Source organism: Massilia sp. Root335, from assembly GCF_001425685.1.
Lineage (GTDB): Bacteria > Pseudomonadota > Gammaproteobacteria > Burkholderiales > Burkholderiaceae_D > Telluria > Telluria luteola.
In genome coordinates this window covers 34,541-55,615 of sequence record NZ_LMCY01000020.1, presented here as the reverse complement: position 1 = coordinate 55,615, position 21,075 = coordinate 34,541, and the positions used below count along the sequence as shown (strand labels likewise).

The 21,075-nt window shown below is 69.3% G+C and carries 20 protein-coding genes and 2 pseudogenes; 13 read left to right on the top strand and 9 right to left on the bottom strand.

Going from position 1 to position 21,075, the window contains the following annotated elements; translation table 11 throughout:
- Both ASC93_RS32090 and ASC93_RS32615 read right to left on the bottom strand, forming a co-directional pair.
- Window positions 1-186 (bottom strand): annotated as a pseudogene (locus ASC93_RS32090) (sodium transporter); the annotation flags it as partial.
- A 398-nt stretch (window positions 187-584) separates the two neighbouring features.
- Entirely contained in the window at window positions 585-2,186 is a 1,602-nt protein-coding gene (locus tag ASC93_RS32615) for a methyl-accepting chemotaxis protein (protein ID WP_082548016.1), read from the bottom strand.
- Window positions 2,187-2,514: 328 nt separating this feature from the next.
- Here ASC93_RS32615 and ASC93_RS13160 point away from each other — a divergent pair, with 328 nt between their 5' ends.
- From ASC93_RS13160 to ASC93_RS13105, 12 genes are read left to right on the top strand one after another with little or no spacing between them, the layout of a single operon-like run.
- The gene (locus ASC93_RS13160; RefSeq protein ID WP_229412710.1) at window positions 2,515-3,063 is read left to right on the top strand and encodes a cytochrome c3 family protein; all 549 of its coding nucleotides are present in this window, start codon (window positions 2,515-2,517) and stop codon (window positions 3,061-3,063) included.
- A 10-nt stretch (window positions 3,064-3,073) separates the two neighbouring features.
- Window positions 3,074-5,863: a 4Fe-4S dicluster domain-containing protein gene (locus ASC93_RS13155; protein ID WP_056442398.1), complete on the top strand. Its 2,790-nt coding sequence runs from the start codon at window positions 3,074-3,076 to the stop codon at window positions 5,861-5,863.
- Window positions 5,860-7,257: an NrfD/PsrC family molybdoenzyme membrane anchor subunit gene (gene nrfD, locus ASC93_RS13150; RefSeq protein ID WP_056442395.1), complete on the top strand. Its 1,398-nt coding sequence runs from the start codon at window positions 5,860-5,862 to the stop codon at window positions 7,255-7,257. Before ASC93_RS13155 ends, nrfD begins: the two co-directional genes overlap by 4 nt.
- The gene (locus ASC93_RS13145; RefSeq protein WP_200958324.1) at window positions 7,254-7,790 is read left to right on the top strand and encodes a DUF3341 domain-containing protein; all 537 of its coding nucleotides are present in this window, start codon (window positions 7,254-7,256) and stop codon (window positions 7,788-7,790) included. Before nrfD ends, ASC93_RS13145 begins: the two co-directional genes overlap by 4 nt.
- Window positions 7,787-8,386, top strand: coding sequence for a cytochrome c (locus tag ASC93_RS13140; RefSeq protein WP_056442393.1), 600 nt, complete (start codon window positions 7,787-7,789; stop codon window positions 8,384-8,386). The genes ASC93_RS13145 and ASC93_RS13140 overlap by 4 nt, the downstream gene beginning before the upstream one ends.
- Window positions 8,383-9,420 carry a hypothetical protein gene (locus ASC93_RS13135; RefSeq protein WP_200958323.1) on the top strand — a complete coding sequence of 346 codons (1,038 nt, stop codon included), beginning with the start codon at window positions 8,383-8,385 and terminating at the stop codon, window positions 9,418-9,420. Before ASC93_RS13140 ends, ASC93_RS13135 begins: the two co-directional genes overlap by 4 nt.
- Window positions 9,413-9,814, top strand: a complete 402-nt coding sequence (locus tag ASC93_RS13130) for a hypothetical protein (RefSeq protein ID WP_056442390.1) — start codon at window positions 9,413-9,415, stop codon at window positions 9,812-9,814. The genes ASC93_RS13135 and ASC93_RS13130 overlap by 8 nt, the downstream gene beginning before the upstream one ends.
- On the top strand, window positions 9,811-10,587 hold the full coding sequence (locus ASC93_RS13125; RefSeq protein WP_056442387.1) for an SCO family protein: 777 nt from the start codon (window positions 9,811-9,813) through the stop codon (window positions 10,585-10,587). The genes ASC93_RS13130 and ASC93_RS13125 overlap by 4 nt, the downstream gene beginning before the upstream one ends.
- Window positions 10,584-11,534 (top strand): cytochrome c oxidase subunit II, encoded by a 951-nt coding sequence (coxB, locus tag ASC93_RS13120; RefSeq protein ID WP_056442429.1) that lies wholly within the window; start codon window positions 10,584-10,586, stop codon window positions 11,532-11,534. The genes ASC93_RS13125 and coxB overlap by 4 nt, the downstream gene beginning before the upstream one ends.
- Window positions 11,509-13,155, top strand: a complete 1,647-nt coding sequence (gene ctaD / locus ASC93_RS13115; protein ID WP_082548015.1) for a cytochrome c oxidase subunit I — start codon at window positions 11,509-11,511, stop codon at window positions 13,153-13,155. The genes coxB and ctaD overlap by 26 nt, the downstream gene beginning before the upstream one ends.
- Window positions 13,152-13,835, top strand: coding sequence for a cytochrome c oxidase subunit 3 (locus tag ASC93_RS13110; protein WP_056442384.1), 684 nt, complete (start codon window positions 13,152-13,154; stop codon window positions 13,833-13,835). The genes ctaD and ASC93_RS13110 overlap by 4 nt, the downstream gene beginning before the upstream one ends.
- A 1-nt stretch (window position 13,836) precedes the next feature.
- Entirely contained in the window at window positions 13,837-14,163 is a 327-nt protein-coding gene (locus tag ASC93_RS13105) for a cytochrome C oxidase subunit IV family protein (RefSeq protein ID WP_229412709.1), read from the top strand.
- Window positions 14,164-14,178: 15 nt separating this feature from the next.
- Here ASC93_RS13105 and ASC93_RS13100 read toward each other — a convergent pair whose 3' ends face one another.
- The 3 genes from ASC93_RS13100 to ASC93_RS13090 form a co-directional block, all read right to left on the bottom strand.
- The gene (locus ASC93_RS13100) at window positions 14,179-14,580 is read right to left on the bottom strand and encodes a hypothetical protein (protein WP_056442381.1); all 402 of its coding nucleotides are present in this window, start codon (window positions 14,578-14,580) and stop codon (window positions 14,179-14,181) included.
- 101 nt (window positions 14,581-14,681) lie between these two features.
- Window positions 14,682-14,969, bottom strand: a complete 288-nt coding sequence (locus ASC93_RS13095; RefSeq protein ID WP_056442378.1) for a high-potential iron-sulfur protein — start codon at window positions 14,967-14,969, stop codon at window positions 14,682-14,684.
- Window positions 14,970-14,997: 28 nt separating this feature from the next.
- A complete protein-coding gene (locus tag ASC93_RS13090; RefSeq protein WP_056442376.1) occupies window positions 14,998-16,305 on the bottom strand; it encodes a hypothetical protein in 1,308 nt (435 codons plus the stop codon).
- A gap of 236 nt (window positions 16,306-16,541) precedes the next feature.
- Between ASC93_RS13090 and ASC93_RS13085 the strand changes: the two genes are divergently transcribed.
- Window positions 16,542-17,699: a diguanylate cyclase gene (locus ASC93_RS13085; RefSeq protein WP_082548014.1), complete on the top strand. Its 1,158-nt coding sequence runs from the start codon at window positions 16,542-16,544 to the stop codon at window positions 17,697-17,699.
- 1 nt (window position 17,700) lies between these two features.
- On the opposite strand, the gene ASC93_RS13080 is transcribed toward ASC93_RS13085, so the two are convergent.
- The 4 genes and pseudogenes from ASC93_RS13080 to ASC93_RS32075 form a co-directional block, all read right to left on the bottom strand.
- Window positions 17,701-18,498 carry a YdcF family protein gene (locus ASC93_RS13080; protein ID WP_056442416.1) on the bottom strand — a complete coding sequence of 266 codons (798 nt, stop codon included), beginning with the start codon at window positions 18,496-18,498 and terminating at the stop codon, window positions 17,701-17,703.
- Window positions 18,499-18,553: 55 nt separating this feature from the next.
- Window positions 18,554-19,729: a family 1 glycosylhydrolase gene (locus ASC93_RS13075; protein WP_056442373.1), complete on the bottom strand. Its 1,176-nt coding sequence runs from the start codon at window positions 19,727-19,729 to the stop codon at window positions 18,554-18,556.
- Window positions 19,729-20,886 (bottom strand): alpha-hydroxy acid oxidase, encoded by a 1,158-nt coding sequence (locus ASC93_RS13070; RefSeq protein ID WP_056442369.1) that lies wholly within the window; start codon window positions 20,884-20,886, stop codon window positions 19,729-19,731. Before ASC93_RS13070 ends, ASC93_RS13075 begins: the two co-directional genes overlap by 1 nt.
- A 12-nt stretch (window positions 20,887-20,898) precedes the next feature.
- Window positions 20,899-21,075 (bottom strand): annotated as a pseudogene (locus ASC93_RS32075) (GMC oxidoreductase); the annotation flags it as partial.

Here is a 21,075-nt window from a genome sequence, read left to right as displayed (position 1 = left end):
CAGCGACGCGCCGATGGCCCACCAGGTGAGGGAGCCTTCGGCCAGGAAGTAGTCGTGCGAGGCAGACGTGGGAGCGTCACCGTGCTTGATGGCGTTCTTGCGGCGGTAGATCCAGATGCCGTAGCCGGCGACGACCAGGAAATACACGAGGAAGACAATGGAGTCTAGAGGGGAGATCAGGTTCATGAGATTGTCTCGTATGACAGGCGGCGCTCGAACGAGGCGCCATCCGCTGGTTGTTATATCGTCCGCCGACGCCGGCATGTCCCGGTGGCTGCCGGGAATACCGTCGTCGAGCTTCCAATTTACAAGAGACTATCGGAAACGCAGAAGAAATGCTATTCCAAAATATGCTTTTTGGGCAATTTTATAACACTTTTTGTTTGCGCAAACATGTAGGGTGGGCACCCCGTGCCCACGCGTGACGCGCGCGTCGAGGCGAACGCAAATTGTGGGGCAGAGCACGTTGGGTGGGCGGGGGCCGCCCACCCAACGTGGTGTCATCGGAACTGGCTTTGGAACAGAAACGGACGCGGAGACCGCGGATGCACGGCGCCAGGCCGGCGCCGTGCGGAGGAGACCGGTCAGGCGACGACGAGCGCCCGGCCGCCGGACGCGCGGCGTGCGTGCGCGTCGAGCTTGAACACGCTGACCAGGTGGTCGAGCGCCTCGGCCTGCTCGTGCAGGCTGTGGGCGGCCGTCGCGGCTTCTTCGACGAGGCCGGCGTTCTGCTGCGTGACCGTGTCCATCTGCGAGATGGCCTGGTTGACCTGCTGGATGCCGGCGCTCTGTTCGCGGCCGGCGTGGCTGATCTCGACCATCAGCTCGTGCATCCGCTGCACGGTCTGCAGCACTTCGCGCATGGTGGCGCCGGCTTCGGACACGAGGCCGGCCCCGCTTTCGACCTGCTGGACCGAGGCGCCGATCAATTCCTTGATTTCCTTGGCCGCCGCCGCCGAACGCTGGGCGAGGGTACGCACTTCGCCCGCCACGACCGCGAAGCCGCGGCCCTGCTCGCCGGCGCGCGCCGCTTCCACGGCCGCGTTCAGCGCCAGGATATTGGTCTGGAAAGCGATGCCGTCGATGACCGCGATGATGTCGACGATCTTCTGCGACGACGCGTGGATCGAGCCCATCGTGTCGACGACGCGCGCCACGGCGGTGCTGCCCTGCTGGGCGACGCCGGCCGCCGTGTCGGCGAGGGCATTGGCCTGCTGCGCGTGTTCGGCGTTGTTGCTTACGGTCGTCGTCAGCTCTTCCATCGAGGCGGCGGTCTGCTGCAGCGCGCTGGCCTGCTGCTCGGTGCGCGACGACAGGTCCATGTTGCCGGCCGCGATCTGCGTGGAGGCGCTGGAGATGGTGCCGGTGGCGGCGCGCACGTTGCCGACGATGTGGGCCAGGTTGGCCTGCATCGACTTCATGGCCGCGAGCAGGCTGGCGTCGTCGCCGGGGCGCGTCTCGACTTCCATCGACAGGTCGCCGGCCGCGATGTGCTTGACGATGTCGGTCGCGTAATCCGGCTCGCCGCCCAGGCGGCGCATCAGCCAGCGCGTGAGCAGCGCGGCGCCGGCGGCGCCCAGCAGCACGCTGCCGCAGAGGAGGGCGATGATCAGCACGCGCGACTCGGCGTAGCGCTTCGAGCCGTCGCGGGCGGCCGCGCGGCCGCCTTCCGTATACATGTCGACGGCCTTGTCGACGTTCTTGCGCAGGGCGACGATCAGCTTGTTCGATTCGCCGCGGATCAGCGTCTTGGCCAGCGCGTCGTCGTTCTGGCGCGCGGCGGCGCGCACCTTGGCGTCTTCCGCCATGTAGCGCTGCCACATGTCGAGGAATTCCGCGTAGCCCTGCTTTTCTTCCGGCGTTTCGAGCAGCTTGACGTAGTCGTCCTGCATGGCTTTCAGGTCGACGAGGTCTTGCGCGATCACGTTGTCGTACTTGTCCATCTCGGACTGGTCGCTGGAGATGATGTATTGCAGCTCGCGCGTGCGGATGCGGGCGATCTGGGACTTGATGTCTTCGATGACGCGGATGCCCGGCATCCAGTGCCCGGACAGGCGCAGCGACGTCTCGTTGACCTTGGCCAGCTGGTGGATGGAGAAGACGCCGACCAGCACGGTCAGGGCGAGGACGGCGGCGAAAGTGATGCCCAGCTTGCTCGCGAGGCGGAGTCGGTTGAACCAGTTCATCGGGAGTGTGTTTTCGTGAGAGTTAAGGGAAAAGGAATGTTTCCGAAAGTCAATAATGATAACCGACATTCGATCCGCGCGTCATGTCCTGGCGCAGTATTTACGTTCTAAACCGCAACTAAATTGCCACAAATGTGTGCTGCCCGGCGGTAACGTGCGCGAGGTTGCATGAATGACAGCCTATACTCGGCTCGTTGTTCCGTAACTTCACACGTACACTCCATCGATGGCGCCACCGTTTTCACGTCCCGCGGTACTGTTCGTCAAGCTGATGCTGCTGGGTCTGCTGGTCGCGGTTGCAGCCTGGATCGTACTGGCTCGCTGGACAATGACACCCCGTCACGTGGCGTACGCACCGGTGGCCCAGCCCATTGCCTTCAGCCACAAGCACCACGTGTCCGACGACGGCATCGATTGCCGCTACTGCCACACGGCGGTGGAAAACTCGGCCACGGCGGGCATGCCGTCGACATCCGTCTGCCTCAGCTGCCACTCCCAGCTGTTCCTCGACTCGCCCGCGCTGGCCCCGCTGCACGACAGCGCGCGCACGGGCAAGCCGATCCATTGGGTGCGCGTGCACGACCTGCCGGACTTCGTCTATTTCGAACACGACATCCACGTGGCCAAGGGCGTGGCCTGCATCGAATGTCATGGCCGCGTGGACCAGATGCCCATCACGTGGCGCACGGCGTCGCTGGAAATGCAATGGTGCCTGCGCTGCCACCGCGATGCGCCGCACCACGTGCGGCCGTTGAACCAGGTGCTGTCGATGGCGCCGGAAAAGCCTTTGCGTCCGGAAGAAATCCGCCAGCTGAACCGCCTGTACCAGCTGCGCGACGCCCAGGCGCTGACCAATTGCTCGACCTGTCACCGCTAGGTTGCCGACAATGACGAAGCACGACCATCCCATCATTCCCATCGCCCAGGACGAGCCGTCGCGGCGCCGTTTCCTGAAGCTGATGGCCGCATCGGCGGCGCTGGCCGGCGCCGGCTGCAGCGGGCCGCCGGCCGAGCCCATCGTGCCGTACGTGACGATGCCGGAGCAGGGCGTGCCGGGCCTGCCCATGTTCTACGCGACCGCGTTCGTGCGCCACGGGCTCGCGCACGGCGTGCTCGTGGAATCGAACATGGGGCGGCCGACGAAGGTCGAGGGCAATCCCGACCATCCCGTGAGCGCCGGGACGACCGACGTGTTCGCGCAGGCGTCGATCCTGCAGCTGTGGGACCCGGACCGCTCGCAGGCCGTGTTCCGCGGCGACGAGTTGGCGACGTGGGGCGCGTTCGAGGCCGCGCTGCAGGCGCGCCGGCCCCGCTTCGAACGGGACGGCGGCGCCGGCCTGCGTATCCTGACCGGCACCGTCACGTCGCCGACCCTCGCGAACCAGCTCGCGGCCCTGCAAAAGCGCCTGCCGAACGCGCGCTGGCATGCGTGGGACCCGCTGCACGACGACGGCGCCGCGCAGGCCGCGCAACTGGCGTTCGGCCGTCCCCTCGACGCCTCGTACCGGCTGGACGGGGCCGATGTCGTGCTGGCGCTGGACGCCGACCTGTTCGGGACCATGCCCGGCAGCCTGGCCCACGCGCGGGCGTTCACGGCGCCGCGCCGCCTCGGCGCGCAAGCCGGCGCGAATCGCCTGTACGTGCTGGAAGCGACGCCGACCCTGACCGGTGCCTATGCCGACGCGCGCCTGGCGCGGCCGCCGCACGAGATCGAGGCCGCGCTGTGGCGCATCGCCGCGCGCCTGGGCGCCGCGCCGGACGTGGGCGGCGCCGCCGACCCGGCGCTGGAGCGCTGGGAGGCGGCGGTCGCGAAAGCGCTGGACGGCGCCCGCGGCCGGGCCCTCGTCGTCGCCGGTCCGGCCGTGAGCCCGGCCGGCCGCGCGCTGGCGTACGTGCTGACCCGGCGCCTGAACGGCGGCGCGGACGGTCCTCTGGCCTTCATCGAGCCCGTCGAACGCAGCCCGCTGGACCACGGCGAATCGATCGCCGCGCTGGCCGGCGACATGCGCGCCGGCCGCGTCGACACCTTGTTGATGCTGGACGCGAATCCCGCCTACGACGCGCCGGCCGACCTCGATTTTTCCGCGCTGCTGGCGCGCGTGCCGCTCAGCGCCCACCTGGGCCTGTACCGCGACGAGACGGCGCGCGCGGCCGGCTGGCACCTGTCGATGGCGCATTGCTACGAGGCGTGGAGCGACGCCCGCGCGCACGACGGCACGGCGAGCATCGTGCAGCCGCTGATCGCGCCGCTGTACGGCGGCCGCTCCGCGCACGAGATCCTCGCGCTGCTGGCCGGCGCCGACACCCGCGACGGCCACGCGCTCGTGCGCGCGTCCTGGCCGGACGGCGACGCCGCGTGGCGCGACAGCCTGCGCCGCGGCATCGTCGACGGCAGCGCAGCGGTGCCGGTCGCGCCGCCGGCCGCGCGCGCCGTCGTGCCGCCAGCCGCGGCGACGGCGGCGCCGCTCGTCGCCCTGTTCGCACCCGATCCCGCCGTCGACGGCGGCGCCTTCGCCAACAACGCCTGGCTGCAGGAGTTGCCGCGCCCGCTGACGTCGCTCACGTGGGACAACGCGGCCCTCATCGGCCCGGCCACGGCGGCGCGCCTGCACCTCGCCGACGGCATGGTGGCGCGCCTGCGCGTCGCGGGCCGCGCGATCGAGGTGCCCGTGCTCGTCGTGGCCGGGCAGGCCGAAGGCGTCGTCACGCTGCCGCTCGGGTATGGCCGGCGCGCGGCGGGCGGCGTCGGGGAGGGCGTCGGCTTCGATGCGTATCGCCTGCGCACGCGCGCCGCGCTGGCCGCGCCGCCTGTCCTGACGGTGGAGACGACCGGCCGCACGCACGATCTCGTGTTCCGCCAGCGCGAAGTCGACATGCACGGACGCGCGCCGGTGCACGTGCGCGAACTCGCACGCGGCGCGCCGCGCGAGCGCGAGAACGAAGAACACGGGTCGATGTATCCGAAGCGCGACTACGACGAGTACAAGTGGGGCATGGCGATCGACCTGAACGCCTGCATCGGCTGCGCGTCGTGCACGATCGCGTGCCAGGCCGAGAACAACATCCCCGTCGTCGGCAAGGAAGAAGTGGCGCGCGGCCGCAGCATGCACTGGATCCGCGTCGACCGCTACCAGGCCGGCGCACGCACCCTGTTCCAGCCGGTGCCGTGCATGCATTGCGAGCACGCGCCGTGCGAGGAAGTGTGCCCGGTCGGCGCCACGATGCACGACAGCGAGGGCCTCAACGTGCAGGTCTACAACCGCTGCATCGGCACGCGCTTCTGCTCCAACAACTGTCCGTATAAAGTCCGGCGCTTCAACTTCCTGCAATACTCGAACCAGAACGTCGAGAGCCTGAAGGCGCTGCAGAACCCCGAAGTGACGGTGCGCCGGCGCGGCGTGATGGAAAAGTGCAGCTACTGCCTGCAGCGCATCACGCGGGCCCGCATCGAGGCCGAAAAGGCCGGGCGCCGCATCCGCGACGGCGAGATGGTCACCGCCTGCCAGGCCGTCTGCCCGACGCGCGCGATCCGCTTCGGCGACCTGAACGACCCGGCAAGCGACGTCGTCGCGGCCAAGGCGTCCGATCTCGGCTACGATCTGCTGGAAGAGCTCAACACGCGGCCGCGCACGAGCTATCTCACGCGCGTGCTGAACCCCGATCCGGAGCTGGAATGAGCACGCCCGACACGCGCGCCAACACGGACAGCCTGCATTCGAAGGGGAGCGCCGTGCTGCGCCCCGGCTGGGGGTATGCGAGCGTCACGGACAAGATCGCGGGCATCGTCCTGACCGACCATTTCGGCTGGCGCTGGTGGACCGCGTTCCTGTTCGCGTCCGCCGGCGTATTCGCGCTGCTGCTCGCCATCACGTGGCTGCTCGTCAAGGGCATCGGCATCTGGGGCGTCGACATGCCCGTCGCCTGGGGTTTCGCCATCGGCAATTTCGTGTGGTGGATCGGGATCGGCCATGCGGGCACGTTCATCTCCGCCGTCCTCCTGCTGCTGCGCCAGAAGTGGCGCACGTCGATCAACCGCTTCGCCGAGGCGATGACGCTGTTCGCGGCGGGCATCGCCGGCCTGTTCCCGATCCTGCACCTGGGCCGGCCGTGGTTCTTCTACTGGCTCGTGCCTTACCCGAACGTGATGAACGTGTGGCCGCAGTGGCGCAGCCCGCTCGTGTGGGATTTCTTCGCGATCGCGACCTATCTCACGGTGTCGCTGCTGTTCTGGTACGTCGGCCTGATCCCCGACCTGGCCACCCTGCGCGACCGCGCCGGCCAGCGCGGCGAGAGGAAGAGCCAGGTGACGTACGGCCTTCTTGCGCTGGGCTGGCGCGGCGAGGCGCGGCACTGGGCCCGCTACGAATGGGCGTACCTGCTGCTGGCGGGGCTCGCGACGCCGCTGGTCGTGTCGGTGCACACGATCGTCTCGCTCGACTTCGCGGTCGGGAACACGCCCGGCTACCACTCGACCATCTTCCCGCCTTACTTCGTGGCCGGCGCGCTGTTCTCCGGCTTCGCGATGGTGCTGACCCTCGCCATCCCGCTGCGTCACGCGTTCGGCCTGCAGGACTTCATCACGCAGCGGCACCTGGCCAACGCGGCCAAGGTGCTGCTGGCGACGAGCTGGCTCGTGAGCTACGGCTACCTGGCGGAGATGTTCACCGCGTTCTACAGCGGCGACGTGTACGAGCGCTACATGACGCTGAACCGCTTCGCCGGCCCGTACGGCCCCGTGTACTGGGCCATGCTGACCTGTAACGTGCTCGTGCCGCAGCTGTTCTGGTTCCGGCGCGTGCGCCACAGCGTCGCGCTGCTGTTCGTGCTGAGCCTCGTCATCAACTGCGGCATGTGGATGGAGCGCTTCCTCATCGTCGTCACGTCGCTGCACCGCGACTACCTGCCGTCGGCCTGGGGCATGTTCTACCCGACGCGCTGGGACTGGATCACGCTGTTCGGCTCCATCGCGCTGTTCGTCTGGCTGTTCCTGCTGTTCGTGCGCTTCCTGCCCACGATCTCGATCGCCGAGATGCGCGAGCTGGTGCGCGAATCCGCCAAGGGGGAAGCATGAGCGAACGCGCGCTCTACGGCCTGCTGGCCGAATTCCCCAGCGCCGAGGCCCTGTGCGCGGCCGCGCGGCACGTGCGTGCGCGGGGCTGGACCCGGGTCGAGGCGTATTCGCCGTTCCCCGTCGAGGGCCTGGACGCGATCATCGGCGCCGAGAAGGGCTGGATCGCGCCCGTCACGCTGCTGGGCGGGATACTCGGCGGCGCGGGCACCTACTTCCTGCAATGGTATGCGGCCGTCGTCGACTACCCGATCAACATCGGCGGGCGGCCGCTGAACAGCTGGCCCGCGTTCATCCCGGCCACGTTCGAGATCACGATCCTCGGCGCGGCGCTGGCGGCCACGGTCGCGATGCTGGCGCTGAACGGCCTGCCGCGCCTGTATCACCCGCTGTTCGAGGTGGAGGAGTTCGAGCTCGCGAGCCGCAACCGCTTCTTCCTGTGCCTGCCCGCGTGCGACCCCGTGTTCGCGCCCGGCCCCGCGCGCGACCTGCTCGCGGAACTGCATCCGCTGCTGCTGCGCGAGGTGCCGGCATGAACCGCGTGCTGCTGGCATTGACGGCGGCCGGCCTGCTCGCCGGCTGCGAAGGCGCGAAGCAGGACATGTACGACCAGCCGCGCTATAAAACCTATGCACCGAGCCCGCTGTTCGACGACGGCGCGTCGGCGCGGCCGCCCGTCGCCGGCACGGAACCGCGCGCCCGCGGCGCCTTCGCCGACAGTTCCGGCGGCCGCCAGGGCGTCGACCTCGTGCGGCGCGACGTCGAGGCCGAGGCGGCGCAGACGAACCCGTACCCCGTCGACATGACCCTGCTGAAGCGCGGCCAGGACCGCTACATGATCTACTGCATGCCTTGCCACAGCCCGGCCGGTGACGGCGACGGCCTCGTCGTGCGGCGCGGCTTTCCGGCGCCGCCGACCTATCACCAGGACCGGCTGCGCAACGTCCCCGACCGCCACATCTACGACGTCATCAAGAACGGCTACGGCGTGATGGTGCCGTACGGCGACCGCGTGGAACCGGCCGACCGCTGGGCCATCGTCGCCTTCATCCGCGCGCTGCAACTGAGCCAGCACGCGGAGGTGGCCGCGCTGCCGCCGGACGTGCGCGCCCACCTCGGAGGCCAGCCATGAAGCCGCGCACGTTCGCCTGGCCGGCGCTGGCGCTGCCCGCCATCGCGCTCGTCGCCGCGTGGGCCGGCTGGCGCCTCGACCTGCGCGCACTGCTGGCCAGCTACCTGGCCGCGTGGTGGTTCGTCACGGGCGCGCTGCTGGGCGGACTCGCCAACGTGTGGCTGCACCAGCTGACGGGCGGCGCGTGGGGCGAGACGATCCGCGGCCCGCTGCTGCGCGCGGCCGGCTGGCTGCCGCTCGCCTGCATCCTGTTCCTGCCCGTGCTGCTGGGCGCGCCGCTGCTGTATCCGTGGCAGCACGGCGTCACGGGTGCGCCGGACGCGGCGTTCCGCCACGCGTGGCTGAACCCCGTGTTCTTCACGGTGCGCAGCGTCGTCTATCTGCTGCTGTGGAGCGGCCTCGCCATCGTCGAGACCCGCGCCCGCACCCGGTCGACGGCGCGCGCCGCGGCCTGCCTGCTCGTGTACGGCTTCTCGGTCAGCCTCGCGGCCGTCGATTGGATCATGTCGCTGCAGCCGGAATGGTATTCCAGCGTGTTCGGCTGGCTGGCCGGCACCGGGCAGATGCTGACGGGGCTCGCGCTGGCCGTGCTGCTGATCGACCGCGGCGCCGCGCGCAAGCGCCTGCCCGACCTCGGCAACCTGCTCATGATGTACGTGCTGACGTGGGCCTATCTCGCGTACGTGCAATTCCTCATCATCTGGGCGGCCGACCTGCCGCATGAAATCTCGTGGTACCTGCGGCGCGGCGCGCCCGGCTGGCAGGCGGTGGCGTGGGTGCTCGTCGTCGGCCACTTCGCCGGGCCGCTGTGCATCCTGCTGTCGCGCTACGCGAAATCCGCGCCCGCGCTGATGGGCGTGCTGGCCGGCGCGCTGCTGGCGGCGCACCTGCTCGACTGCTGGTGGCTTATACTGCCGTCCGTCCAGCACCTGACGCGGCACTGGCTGTGGCTCGCGCCGCTCGTCGCCAGCGGCTTCGGGTTGTTCGCGTGGCTGGCGCTGACCCGTCACGGAAAGGAGGGCGCGCATGCCTGACCACACCGGCAACGACCTCGACCTGCGCGGCCTGCGCCGCGGCGCGTACGTCATCGTGGGCGGCATCGCCTGCGCGCTCGCCGCCGGCGCGCTGGTGCTGCGCGCATGGGGACCGGCCGCCAACACGCCGGCGCATCCGTTCCAGGGCGCGGCGCCGCTGCTGCAGCCGGCGCCGCAGCCGGACCGCGTCGATTATTTCGCCGAAAAGCGCCGCGTCACCGGAAGCTACGGCTGGGTCGACCGCCAGGCCGGCATCGCGCGCATTCCGCTGGACGAGGCGATGCGGCTGCTGGCCGCGCGCGGCGGCGCCGCCAGTCCCGCCGGCGCGCCGGCGCCGGCGCCGACCCCGGGCCGGACGCCGCCCGTCCTCGCTCCCGGCAAGGAGGCGCGATGAAGGCCGCCGCCGCGTTCCTGTTCGCCTTCGTGCTGCTGGCCTGCGGCCCGGCCGCCGCGGGGGCGCTGGCGCTGCCGCCGCCACCGGCCGCGCGCTTCGATCCCGTGCCCGGCGCCAAGCTGCCGCTGGACGCCGTCCTGCGTGACGATGCGGGCCGCCGGGTCCCGCTGGCCACGCTGTTCGACCGTCCCGTCGTGCTGGTGCCCGGCTATTACACGTGTCCGAACCTGTGCAGCACCCTGTTCGAAGGCGTGCTGCAGGCGCTCGCGCTGTCCGGGCTGGCGGCGGGCGACTATCGCCTCGTCGGCCTGTCCGTCGACCCGCGCGACGGCGCCGCGGCGGCGTCGGCGAGGAAGCGCGCCTATGCCGCGCTGCTGCCCGGCGGCGCGGCCGATCTCACGCTGCTGACGGGCGATGCGGCCACGCTCGCGCGGCTGCAGGCGGCGCTCGGCTACCGCACGGTGCCCGATCCGCGCACCGGCGAACTGGCGCACGCCGCAGGCTTCGCCGTGCTGGATGCGGACGGCCGCATCGCGCGCGGCTTCTCCGGCGTGCGCTTCGATCCGGCCGCCCTGCGCGCCGCCGTGAGAGCGGCCGCGCGCGAAGAACCGGCGCCGTCGTTCGGCCAGCAGGTGCTGCTGCTGTGCGCGCACTACGCGCCGACGTCCGGCCTTCACACCGGCGGCGCGCTGGCCGCCGTTCGCGTCGGGGTGCTGCTCCTGCCATTGCTGTTCTTCGGCTGGCTGTGGCGCCGGCGGGGAGGGCGGTCGTGAACACGGACTTCCACCTGTTGCCGTCGGACGCCGCCGCCTCCGCCGCGCGCCTCGACAGCCTCGCGCTCTGCCTGCTGCTGCTGACGGGCGCCGTCGCGCTGGTCCTGCTCGCGCTGATGATCGGTTTCTCGATCCGCTACCGGGCCGGCTCGAAGGCCGACCGCACCCACGTGCCCAAGAAGGGCCTGCCGGTGGAGATCGCGTGGACCGTGATCCCGCTGCTCCTGTTCCTCGGCATCTATGCGTGGGGCGCCGTCGACTACATCAAGCTGTACCAGGCGCCGGCCAATGCGATGCCCGTGTTCGTCGTGGCCAAGCAGTGGATGTGGGAGGCCGAACACAAGAACGGCCGGCGCGAGATCGGCCAGCTGCACGTGCCGCTGGGCCGGCCCGTGCGCCTGACCATGACGTCGCAGGACGTGATCCACAGCTTCTTCGTGCCGGATTTCCGCGTCAAGCAGGACGTCGTCCCGGGCCGCTACACCTCCATCGTCTTCACGCCGAGCCGCACCGGCGAGTACCGGCTGTACTGCGCGGAGTACTGCGGCACGGAGCACGCGATGATGCTGGGGCGGGTCGTCGTCATGCAGCCGGCCGCATTCGCCCAGTGGCTGGAGGCGGGCCCGCGCCAGCCCGGCATGGCGGCGCGCGGCCACGAGCTGTACCGGCGCTACGGCTGCAGCGGTTGCCACGATCCGGGGTCGAGCGTGCACGCGCCCGACCTGACCGGGCTGCTGGGCCGGCGCGTGCACCTGGCGGACGGGCGCGAGCTGACGGCCGACGAACCGTACGTGCGCGACTCGATCCTGGTGCCGGGCAAGGACGTCGTCGCGGGCTACGCGCCGATCATGCCATCGTTCGCGGGACAGGTCGGCGAGGAGGACATCCTGGCCATCATCGAATACATCAGGGAGAGCGCGCATGACCAGCGCACAGAACGACGCTAGCGTCGTCGACGAGGGATCGCCGCCGCACGCGCGGCACGCGCCGAGCTACCTCGAGGGGGGCTACCGGCTGACCGACTGGCTCACGACGCGCGACCACAAGCGCATCGCCGTCCTGTACGCGATCTCGATCACGTTCTTCTTCTTCCTCGGCGGCGTGGCGGCCGCGCTGATCCGGCTCGAACTGGCGACGCCGGCGGGAGACCTCGTCAGCGACGACACGTACAACAAGCTGTTCACGGCGCACGGCATCATCATGGTGTGGCTGTTCCTGATCCCGTCGATCCCGGCGGTGCTCGGGAATTTCCTGATGCCGCTGATGATCGGCGCGCGCGACCTCGCCTTCCCGCGGCTGAACCTCGCCAGCTGGTATCTGTACATGCTGGGGGGCGCGATCGTGCTGTGGGCGCTGCTGGCGGGCGGCGTCGACACGGGGTGGACGTTCTACACGCCGTTCTCGTCGATGTTCTCGAACTCGCACGTGGTGGCGGCGCTGTCCGGGGTGCTGGTGCTCGGGTTCTCGTCGATCCTCACGGGCCTGAACTTCATCGTCAGCGTGCACACCCTGCGCGCGCCGGGCCTGTCGTGGTTCCGCCTGCCGCTGTTCGTGTGGGCGAACTACGCGACGTCGCTGATCCTCGTGCTGGCCACGCCCGTGCTGGCGATGACGCTCGTGCTGGTCGCCATCGAGCGGCTGTTCCAGGTCGGGATCTTCGACCCCGCGCTCGGCGGCGACCCGCTGCTGTTCCAGCACCTGTTCTGGTTCTATTCGCATCCGGCCGTGTACATCATGGTGCTGCCGGCGATGGGCGTCGCCAGCGAGATCATCCCGTGCTTCGCGCGCCGCCCGGTGTTCGGCTACCGCTTCATGACGTATGCGATCCTCGCCATCGCCGTCATCGGCTTCCTCGTGTGGGGCCACCACATGTTCGTCAGCGGCCAGTCGATGTATGCGGGGCTGGTGTTTTCGCTGCTGTCCTTCCTCGTCGCCATTCCGTCCGCGATCAAGGTGTTCAACTGGACGGCGACGCTGTACAAGGGCAGCATCGTGTTTTCGGCGCCGATGCTGTACGCGCTCGGCTTCGTCGGCCTGTTCACGATCGGCGGCCTGACGGGCCTGTTCCTCGCGGCGCTCGCGCTGGACGTGCACCTGTCCGACACGTATTTCGTCGTCGCCCACTTCCACTACATCATGGTGGGCGGCTCGGTGATGGCCTACCTGGGCGGCATCCACTTCTGGTGGCCGAAGGTGACGGGGCGGATGTATTCCGAGACCTGGGGCAAGGTCGCGGCGCTGATCATCTTCGCCGGCTTCAACCTGACGTTCTTCCCGCAATACCTGCTGGGCTATGCCGGCATGCCGCGCCGCTATCACACGTATCCGCCGGAATTCCAGCTGCTGCACGTGCTGTCGTCGGCCGGCGCCGTGACCCTGGCCGTCGGCTACCTCATGCCGCTCGGTTACCTCGCTTGGTCGCTGCGCTTCGGCGCGCGGGCGCCGGCGAATCCGTGGCGCGCCACGGGCCTCGAATGGCAGACGGACTCGCCGCCGCCCGAACACAATTTCGCGACACCGCCCGTCGTCGTGCGCGAGCCCTACGCCTACACGCCGGAGTCGCCATGAGCGCGCACGAGACCTCGTTGCCGCCGCTCGAACCGCAGTTCGGCAGCCACGCGCAGCAGGATTTCGCGCGCTCGTTCGGCATGTGGGTGTTCCTGTCCAGCGAGCTGCTGTTCTTCGGCCCGCTGCTGTTCGGCTACCTGTATCTGCGCATGCACTATCCGCAGGCGACCGGCATGGCCAGCCGCCACACCGACATGCTGCTGGGGACCGTCAACACGGCCGTGCTGCTGACCAGCAGCTTCTGCATGGCGCTGGCCGGCCACGCCGCGCAACATGGGAAGGACATGCGCGGCCGCCGCCGCGCCGCGCGCCTGCTGGCGCTGACGGCGCTGCTCGGCGTCGTCTTCCTCGCCATCAAGGGTTATGAATGGCACCAGGAATTCGGCGAGCACCTGTTCCCGGGCATCGGCTTCCGGCCCGACGATGCGACCGATCCGGCCACCGTCCACGGCGTCGAGCTGTTCTTCCTGCTGTACTTCGCGGCCACCGGCCTGCACGCGCTGCACCTGCTGATCGGCGTGTCGGCCTGCGTGTGGCTGATGCTGGTGCTGCGCCATGCGCCGCCGCGCGGACCGGGCAACGAGGCGGTCGAACTCACCGGCCTGTACTGGCACTTCGTCGACGTGGTGTGGATCTTCCTGTACCCGTTGCTGTACCTGACGGCGCGCTCGGGAGGCTGACGTGGACAAGGCGACCCGCCCGCTCGTGCTCACCTGGATCGCGTTGATGGCGCTGCTGGCCACGACGGCGGCCTGCGCGCTGCTGCGCCTGGGCTGGCTGAACACCGCGATCAGCCTCGCGATCGCGCTCACCAAGGCGCTGCTGGTCGCCATCGTGTTCATGCGCCTCAGGCGCGCGCCCGCGCTGCTGCGGCTCGCCGCCGTCGCCGGGGCCGTGACGCTCGTCCTGCTGTTCGGCCTGTCGTTGACGGATTACACGACGCGCGCCGAACTCAAGGCGCCGTGGCAGCAGCCGGCGACGGTGGCGCCGCGGTTCGGGAGTGGGTGAGGGGCGCCGCCGGCGTCATGCGTCCGCCGTCACCGACTCCCCAAGTTGACGCGCAATCATTTTGATGGCGCGCCGGATGAGCATGGTCTGGACGGTCAGGATCAACAGCGGGGAGAGCGCCACGATCGGCGTGCCGAAGCCCGATTTGCCGAGGACCGTCGGCTTGATCGCCCACGTCACCCATGGTGCCAGGATGGAGATCAGGGCCAGGATATCGAACCACGGATTGAACATGGTTTCTTTTTTCGCTTGCCGGACGACCTCCGCCTGCAATACCTCCGGCACGGAGCGCAAGGCCCGGCAACGATACAGCCAGTGAACAGGTGTGCTTGCCGCACGATAGAGACGCGGCCTGGCGGCGCGGGCCTCGTCGAGCAACGCATCGGCGATGGCATGTGCCTGTTCCTTCGATAACATCGGGTCCTTCCGTGTAGCCTGTTCATCAAGACATGCCAGTTTACCGGTCGGTGACGGGAAATAATGCGTCAATTGTAACGACCCCGCCCCACCGGGTGCCGTCAGGAACGATCCTGCCTGGGCGTGAACGCCATGCACCAACCGTCCGCGCTGATCGCGCCGGCGACGATCCGGCAGGCGCCCGCCTGTCCCTTTGCCGCCGGAATGAACTGCGCGCAATCGGCGCAACGCTTGCCCTCGTTGGGATGTTCCTGGTAGTGAAAATCCTCCTTGCTCCCCGTGCCCGTCCCGGCCGACGCGGGCACGGACCGCAGCGGCAGCGCGAGCAGGATCGGCAGTGCGGCGGTGCGCGCCAGCAGGCGGCGGCGCGTCGATTCGTGGTCGTTCATGATCGTGTTCCTGCGAGTGGCCGGGGGTTCAGAACATGAACCAGCCCAGCAGATAGACGGTGTCGTTGTCGGCGGCGTTGCGGCCGGCGCCGTCGTAGTCGCGCCTGGCGCCGTTGAACTTGCCGTAGCGCGTGAACTGGAGCGTCAGGCGGATGTCGCGGCGCGGCAGGTAGTTGAATTCGGCGATGTAGCCGTCGCTGTCGGGGCTGCCGTTGGTGCTGCCCGTGACCGCGTCGCCGGTGTCGTACAGCCCGCTGTCGGCCGTGCCGTCGACGCGGAAGCGCGCCACGTTGATGCCGAACTTCCTGTCGAAGTAGTAGCCGGCCTTGGCGCGGAGCGCGTGCAGTTCGTCCGTGCCGTTGCTCGTCTGCGCGCCGGGGTTCCAGGACACCCGTTCGCGCACGTAACTGAGCTGTCCGGAAAAGCGGTGCCGGTTGGTGACGTACTGGTATTGCGCGTCGACGCCGACGTCGCGGAAGCGGTCGGTCGGGCCGGTCAGGAGCTTGTTGTCGGGGAAGACGTCCGCGACCAGGCCGAGGGTGCCGATCATCGCCGAATACCTGCCGCCGTCCCAGTCGTGCTGCAGCGCGAAGCGCCAGTACGGGTTGTAGCCGTCGAGGGAGGCGGCGGTATCCCGTTCGACGCCGAGCCGCAGCGGGGAGAACAGGTGGTTGCCGGTGCGGTAGGCCGTGAGTTCGGCGTAGAACGTATTGCGCCATAAGACGTAGGCGCCCATGCCGGCCACCTGCTGGCCCAGGTTCTCGATCAGCGGCGCGGCGGCGGGTGCGTTGGCGGCCGGCGACGAGGCGAACGGAAAGCCCCAGGCGCTCACCGTGTTGTAGACGTCCTGCACCTGTGGATTGTTGTGCAGGGTGAAGCCGTAGAGGAGGCTGTGCCCCGCGACGCCGACGCGGTTGGCGTAGCGCAGGTCGACGTTGTCGATGCTGGTGTGGTGCTCGACGCCGTCGTAGGTCAGCTGTGAGAAGATCCCCACGTGGTCGCTCAGCTTGCCGTTGAAGAAGAGGCTGGCCTGCTGCAGCACCGTCTCGCGGTCCTCGGGAAAATTCTGCTTGAAGTCGACGCCGCCGGTGTGCGTGGCGGCATGCGACAACTGGACCATGCCGGCGACCGGGAACGTCAGCCGCGGCCCCAGCGTATAGCCGTTCAGCTTGAACAGGCGGCCGGTGGGCGTCAGTTCGGGCCAGCTGACGTGGCAGGTGAAACAGTCGAACCCGGTCTGGCGCGCGAAACTCGGGACGGCGCGGGCCGGGACGACGCAACAGGCGAGGATGACGGCGACGATCGTTCGCCACGGCACGTTCGCAAACAGTCTCATGACTATGCACCCGCAGGACGTTGACGTCGGTATGATCGGCCGCTCAGCGATTGGTTCCGGCCGCGCCCTGTGTGTAACTTAAATTTCCACTTGGAAATTATTATGGGTTAAAATACGAGGTTGCGCCGGCAGCCGTGCCGCCCCTCCATTCCCGTGCGAGCCATCCCCGACTGTCCGGCATTGCGTGCCATCCGACAGCGTATCCCGTTCCAATCCCCGTATTGCCGAAAGCCCCCGTGTCGTCCCGAGATCCATCCAGTCCCCGCCTGTCCATCGACCGCCGGCGCGCCGAGTTCGCGGACCGGGACAGCGAGGAACGCTTCCTCCGCCATTGCCTGCCCGAGCGCAATGCCCAGCTCAAGGCGAGCCTGGTGTTCGCGGCCGTGTTCTACGTCGCGTTCGGCGCGACCGATGTCGCCCTGATGGGCTTCACGCCCGCCGCCTGGGCGCTGGTCGGGCTGCGCGCCGCCGTGGCGCTCGTCGCACTGGGCGGCTGTGTCGCCATCGCGCGCCGGCCCGGGTCGGTGTCCGTGTCGATCGGGGCCGCCTGCACGCTGCTCGTCGCCGCGCTCGCCGTGTTCATGGTGGTGTGCTGGTACCAGCCGGAAGCGCTGGCGTGGAACACGATGTCGCAGGCGTTGATCCTGATGGCGGTGTACGTCAACTTCCCGAACCGCTTCCTGTATGCCGTGGCGATCGGCGTCGGCTCCAGCGTCGTCTTCGCGGCGCTGCTGTGCGTCCAGGGCCACCTGCGGGCGGACGACGTGCTGACCCTCGTGCTGCTGCTCGTCATGGGCAATGCCCTCGGCTGGATCGCGGCGCGGCGCTTCAACGTCGCGCAGCGCGCGCAGTTCCGCGCGGCCGTCCTGCTGGAGCAACTGGCGGACCGCGATCCGCTGACGGGCTGCTACAACCGCCGCATCCTGCAGAAAGGCTTGCTGGACGCCGAACTGGAACGCGCCCGCCGCTACGGCACGCCGCTGTCCGTGATCCTGTGCGACATCGACCACTTCAAGCGCATCAACGACACGTACGGCCACGCGGCGGGCGACCGGGTGCTGGCCGATTTCGCCGGCCTGCTGCTGACGATGACGCGCGACGCGGTCGACAGCGTGATCCGTTACGGCGGCGAGGAATTCCTGCTCGTGGTCCCGCAGACGGACCTGGCCGGCGCGCAGGCGCTGGCCGAACGCATCCGGCTGGCGTTCGCCGGCACCGCGGCGCCCGCCGCTTCGATCACGGCGACGGCCAGCTTCGGCATCGCGGCCGTGCCGGCGCAGGCTGCGGCGCCGCCGTCGACCTCCGAAGCGTTGATCGGCGCCGCCGACGCCCAACTGTACGCGGCCAAGCGGGGCGGGCGCAACACCGTGCGCGGCACGGTGGCGGGACGGTGAATCAACGTCCGGCGGCCGCGCGCAGGCGGTACCAGACCATGCCGATCAGTTCATAGGACGCATACCACGAGCGGCGCATGCCTTCGGCGCTCGGGATCCACGCGTGGACCGACAGCGGCTGGCGGCCGAAGAACATCGTGGGCGCCGCGACGACGTCCATCCCGGCGCGCTCGAACACGGCGTGGGCGCGCGGCATGTGCATGGCGTCGGTCACGAGCAGGATGCGGCGGACGCCGTCCGCGCGCAGGATGGCGGCACTGAGCGCAGCATTGCCCGCCGTGTCGCGCGAGCGGCTTTCCAGCCATCTCACCGGCACGCCGAAGTCCTCGCGCAGCGCGGCGGCCATCCCGTCGGCCTCCGACCAGCCCGGGCTGCCCAGGCCGGGATCGCCGGCGCCGTCGCCGCCGCTGACGAGGACGGGCAGCCCGGTTTTCCGCTGCAGGTGCGCGGCGTAGCGCAGGCGCGCCAGCGCGACGTAGTCGGGGATGTCGCGGTCGTCGTATTCGGGCGCACGCCGCACCCGTCCGGCCGCCAGCACGACGATCGCCTGCGCATCGGCGCGTTCGGGTGCACGCAACGGGGCTGTCATGTTCTCGAGCGGCGCGCCGAGGAGCCGCGCGCCGCCCGTCGTCGACAGGAATGCCAGCAGCGCGAGCCCGGTGCCGGCCACGATGCGCCCGGCGCGCGGCCGCCGGCGCCAGAGCGCCAGGCCGATGGCGATGACGAGGAACAGGCTCGCGGGCGGGAGGATCAGGTCGCGCGGAATCTGGTTGAGCAGGTCGAGGACGGGTTTCAGCATCGTGGAGGCGGTCGGGGTGCGGGCGGCCAAAGTAGACCGCAGGCGCGGCGCGGCGTCAAGTCCCGATCCGCCCCTCCCACGCCGCGATCAGGTCCCGGTACGCCGTGCCGACGGGCCGGATGCGGCGCTGCAGGTCGTACAGCCCGCGCGGGTTGACGACGCCGCGCGCCTCGCGCAACTCGATGTTCCAGTCGATCTGGTCGGTCAGCGAAAACCACGTGAAGCCGACGACCGGCACGCCGCTGCGCATCAGGCTGCGCACGTGGGCCCACTGGCAGCGCAGCCAGTCGACCGCTTCATCGCCATGGCGGCCCTGGTCGACGTTCGTTTCCGTGTGCATCATCGGCAGGCCGTAGCGTTCGGCGTACTCGCGCGCGATCATCGCGTAGCCCAGCGTTTCGCCGGCGTCGTGCGTCGCGCCGTCGGGATCGACCTCGTGTTCGTTCGTCATGTAGTAGTCGCTGCCGAGGACGCAGTGGCCGCACAGCGCATGCTCCTCGAAGAAGCGGCATTCGTCCGGCGTCATGCCGTTGGCCAGCACGAAGTCGCGCTGCAGCGGGTCGAGGGGGCGGCCGTAGTTGAAGTCGAGCGACAGGAAGCGCAGCTGGTTGCGCCGTTCGGCTTCCTCGACGGCGTCGGGCAGGCCCGCATGGAAGTATTCGCTCGACTCGCTTTGCACGAACACGGCGTCGGGGCGCAGCTTGACGATCTCGTGCATCGCCAGCACATTGGCCTTGGCCAGGTGCTTCAGCGCCGTCACGTACGAACGCTGGTCGCGCGCCTGCTCGTTCCACCAGCCGAACAGGGCGGAGAACTTGGCGCACACGTACATTTCGTTGACGGGGGTGTACAGGCCGATCCACGGGTAGCGCGTGGCGAACGCCCTGGCGTAGCCCTGGAACAGCATGGGGAAATCGGGGTTCTGGAAATTGCCGATCCAGTCCGGCACGCCGAAATGGCACAGGTCCGCGATCGGGGCGATGCCGAGGCGGCGCATTTCGGCGAAGGCCTGGTCGGCGAATTCCCAGTCGTAGCGGTCCGGCGCCAGCCACGTCCGGTGCAGCGGCACGCCGTAGCGCAGGGTGCGGATGCCCAGCTGCGCGACGAGTTCGAGGTCCTTCTTCCACTGGCGGTAATGGCCGCATTCCTCCATCTGGTCGCGGCGGATGCGGCCATCGCCGATGGTCGGCGAACTGCTCTCGATCCCGGTGGCGAACATGAAAGGCAGCATCAGCGCCTCCCGAGAGGCGGCTGCGCGGTGACGACGCCCGGATCGATCTTGTGCAGGTTGTCGAGGCCCGTCAGCAGCATGCAGTCCTGCAGTTCCTGTTCCAGCAGCGTGAGGGCGCACGTGACGCCTTCGCGCCCGCGCGCCGCGAGGCCGTACAGCCACGCGCGGCCGGACAGGCAGGCGTGGGCGCCGAGGCCGATCGCCTTGACGATGTCGCCGCCGGTGCGGATGCCGCCGTCGAACAGCACTTCGATGCGGTCGCCCACGGCGTCGACGATTTCCGGCAGCACCGAGATCGACGACGGCGCGCCGTCCAGCTGGCGCCCGCCGTGGTTCGAGACGATGATGGCGTCGGCGCCGATGTCGATGGCGGTGCGCGCGTCGTCCGGGTTCATCACGCCCTTCAAAATCAGCTTGCGCTGCCACTTGTCGCGCACCCAGCGCGCCGTGTTCACGTCGAACGAGGCGTCGAACTGTTCCTCGATCCACTTCGACAGCGAGCCGATGGAGCCGGCTTCCTTGATCTCGTGCTCGAAATTGCCGAACGTGTGGCGCTTGCTGCCCGCCATGTTCGCGAGCCAGCGCGGGTGGCCCACCATCTGCATGATGTTCGACGGCGTCAGGCGCGGCGGCACGGCGAGGCCGTGCTTTTCGTCGGCCCAGCGCTTGCCCTGCGTGTGCAGGTCGATCGTCAGCACCAGCGCCGAGCAGTCGGCGTCGTGGGCGCGCCGCATCAGGCTTTCGTTGACCTTGTGGTCCTTCATGAGGTACAGCTGGAACCAGAACGGCGCCTGGATCGCCTCGGCCACGTCCTCGATGGAATTGATGGAGCACGTCGACAGGCAGAACGGCACGCCGAATTCCACGGCCGCACGCGCCGCCTCGCATTCGCCGTTGGCCCACGTGAGGCCGGCGAGGCCCGTCGGGCCGAGGGCCAGCGGGATGCGGGCCCGGTCGCCCACCATCGTGACGGCCATGTCGCGGTGCGAGACGTCGCGCAGGCTGTGCTGGCGCAGGGCCAGGGCCCGCATGTCGTCGAGGTTGCGCTGGACGGTCAGCTGCTGTTCGCTGCCGCCGTGGATGTAGTCGAACACGACGCCGGGCAGGCGTTCCCGCGCGAGGCATTCGAGGTCGAAGATGCTGGCTACCTTGCTCATGCTGCGTTCCTTTTACAATTCACCGCGCGCCGCGAGGTCGCGGATGCGCGCGCCCATGCGGCAGGCGAGGGCCTGGATCGTCAGCGACGGATTGACGCCGCCCGCCGTCGGGAACAGCGAGCCGTCGCAGATCCACAGATTGGGCACGTCCCAGCTGCGGCCGTCCGCGTTCACGACGCTCGTGTCCCG

What these genes read in the sequence shown, in the direction of transcription:
- ASC93_RS32615 (WP_082548016.1), bottom strand. Translation starts at nt 2,186, where the DNA reads ATGAACTGGTTCAACCGACTCCGCCTCGCGAGCAAGCTGGGCATCACT.
- ASC93_RS13160 (WP_229412710.1), top strand. Translation starts at nt 2,515, where the DNA reads ATGACACCCCGTCACGTGGCGTACGCACCGGTGGCCCAGCCCATTGCC.
- ASC93_RS13155 (WP_056442398.1), top strand. Translation starts at nt 3,074, where the DNA reads ATGACGAAGCACGACCATCCCATCATTCCCATCGCCCAGGACGAGCCG.
- nrfD (WP_056442395.1), top strand. Translation starts at nt 5,860, where the DNA reads ATGAGCACGCCCGACACGCGCGCCAACACGGACAGCCTGCATTCGAAG.
- ASC93_RS13145 (WP_200958324.1), top strand. Translation starts at nt 7,254, where the DNA reads ATGAGCGAACGCGCGCTCTACGGCCTGCTGGCCGAATTCCCCAGCGCC.
- ASC93_RS13140 (WP_056442393.1), top strand. Translation starts at nt 7,787, where the DNA reads ATGAACCGCGTGCTGCTGGCATTGACGGCGGCCGGCCTGCTCGCCGGC.
- ASC93_RS13135 (WP_200958323.1), top strand. Translation starts at nt 8,383, where the DNA reads ATGAAGCCGCGCACGTTCGCCTGGCCGGCGCTGGCGCTGCCCGCCATC.
- ASC93_RS13130 (WP_056442390.1), top strand. Translation starts at nt 9,413, where the DNA reads ATGCCTGACCACACCGGCAACGACCTCGACCTGCGCGGCCTGCGCCGC.
- ASC93_RS13125 (WP_056442387.1), top strand. Translation starts at nt 9,811, where the DNA reads ATGAAGGCCGCCGCCGCGTTCCTGTTCGCCTTCGTGCTGCTGGCCTGC.
- ctaD (WP_082548015.1), top strand. Translation starts at nt 11,509, where the DNA reads ATGACCAGCGCACAGAACGACGCTAGCGTCGTCGACGAGGGATCGCCG.
- ASC93_RS13110 (WP_056442384.1), top strand. Translation starts at nt 13,152, where the DNA reads ATGAGCGCGCACGAGACCTCGTTGCCGCCGCTCGAACCGCAGTTCGGC.
- ASC93_RS13100 (WP_056442381.1), bottom strand. Translation starts at nt 14,580, where the DNA reads ATGTTATCGAAGGAACAGGCACATGCCATCGCCGATGCGTTGCTCGAC.
- ASC93_RS13095 (WP_056442378.1), bottom strand. Translation starts at nt 14,969, where the DNA reads ATGAACGACCACGAATCGACGCGCCGCCGCCTGCTGGCGCGCACCGCC.
- ASC93_RS13090 (WP_056442376.1), bottom strand. Translation starts at nt 16,305, where the DNA reads ATGAGACTGTTTGCGAACGTGCCGTGGCGAACGATCGTCGCCGTCATC.
- ASC93_RS13080 (WP_056442416.1), bottom strand. Translation starts at nt 18,498, where the DNA reads ATGCTGAAACCCGTCCTCGACCTGCTCAACCAGATTCCGCGCGACCTG.
- ASC93_RS13075 (WP_056442373.1), bottom strand. Translation starts at nt 19,729, where the DNA reads ATGCTGCCTTTCATGTTCGCCACCGGGATCGAGAGCAGTTCGCCGACC.
- ASC93_RS13070 (WP_056442369.1), bottom strand. Translation starts at nt 20,886, where the DNA reads ATGAGCAAGGTAGCCAGCATCTTCGACCTCGAATGCCTCGCGCGGGAA.